Source organism: Wolbachia endosymbiont of Mansonella perstans, assembly GCF_020278605.1.
Taxonomy (GTDB): Bacteria; Pseudomonadota; Alphaproteobacteria; order Rickettsiales; family Anaplasmataceae; genus Wolbachia.
Genome location: NZ_JACZHU010000141.1, coordinates 1 through 1,271 on the forward strand (window position 1 = coordinate 1; position 1,271 = coordinate 1,271).

The 1,271-nt window shown below is 32.3% G+C and carries 2 protein-coding genes; both read left to right on the plus strand.

Annotated features, from left to right (window positions below; all coding sequences use genetic code 11):
• Window positions 1-821 (plus strand): hypothetical protein (locus IHO13_RS05475; RefSeq protein ID WP_225538628.1); only part of this gene is annotated, 821 nt, incomplete at its 5' end.
• On the plus strand, window positions 805-1,182 hold the full coding sequence (locus tag IHO13_RS05480; protein WP_225538629.1) for a cytochrome c-type biogenesis protein: 378 nt from the start codon (window positions 805-807) through the stop codon (window positions 1,180-1,182). The genes IHO13_RS05475 and IHO13_RS05480, both read left to right, overlap by 17 nt.
• Window positions 1,183-1,271: the final 89 nt, after the last annotated feature.

A 1,271-nucleotide genomic window follows, 5' to 3' on the forward strand; every position in this document is an offset into this window, starting at 1 on the left:
CTTTAGTGATAAAAAATAGACTATTCGATAAATCAGTATATATCTACATACCAAACAATGAAATCAATATTACCGTTCATGGCAACAAGACAAAGAATATAAAATGTCACACAAACAATAACAACCACTTCGTTGTCAAACTAAACGATTTACCATCTTTGCTAAGGTTTGACAGAAATGGCACTGTGATAGACTATATAGAAACACTTCGTTACGCAGATCATGGACTGAGATGTGATATTGCATCTGATTCAGAAGATCAGCAGAGTATTATAACTGAAGTGAATGGTAAAAGTAATTATATTCAAATTGATCTCAACAAAGAACTGAATGGAAATGTTAAGCTAGGATTTGATTTTTATACTTACCGGTATGAAAATACTGCAATTCCCGAAAGTTATCTTAATATCGACATTAAATTTGATTATGAGTTTGTAACCCACATTTCAGCTTCCAGAATTAATCTCAACATAGAAAAATTTTTAATTCAAAGTAATAATTTTTCTCTTACTGCAGACGGTGGAATAAACAATTACAATCTGATTACATCTTCATTTAAAGATAAAATCAACGTGGTCATGTCAAATTACAAGGAATTGATCCCGCTTTTAACTGGTGAGAAAAATCACTCAAAAGCTTCAGATGTATTTCAAAATTTAATATCTTCCTTATCAGAAAAAACAACTGACGACAGCATTCAATTTTCAATAAAATATGACAATGATGTAGGGTCAAGTTTTATTGGAAAGTTATCTACTACTGATTTTATGAACCAACTAAGTAAGGTCATTGAGCTAACCAAGAATGAAAGCGGTAGTTAGCTTACTTTTTACATTGACATTTCACTTAAGCATAAACGCTTTTACTTTAGATGATAAGCTCATAAACAAAAGTATGGAAAAGCGAGCAACTAATTTATTTGAAATAATAAAGTGTCCAATATGTTCTGGTGAGTCATTATCTGAATCCGAGTCTAAGATTGCACATGATATGCGCAAGACGATTCGTAAAAAGATCAGTGATGGGCATGCCGACGAGCAAATAATTTCAGAGCTGAAAAATTCTTATGGAGATTCAATTATAATCATTCCGCCTGTAAAATTTAGCACTTATGTTTTATGGTTTATTCCACTCACAGTTCTGCTAATAGGGTGTTTTCTGATACGAAAATACACCAAGTAGCTCCTCTCCTGTCATCCCATAGTGCCCTGACACTTGTATTATAGATTGTATATTAAATTAAAGCCGTAAGGCTATAATGAGCAAGGAGT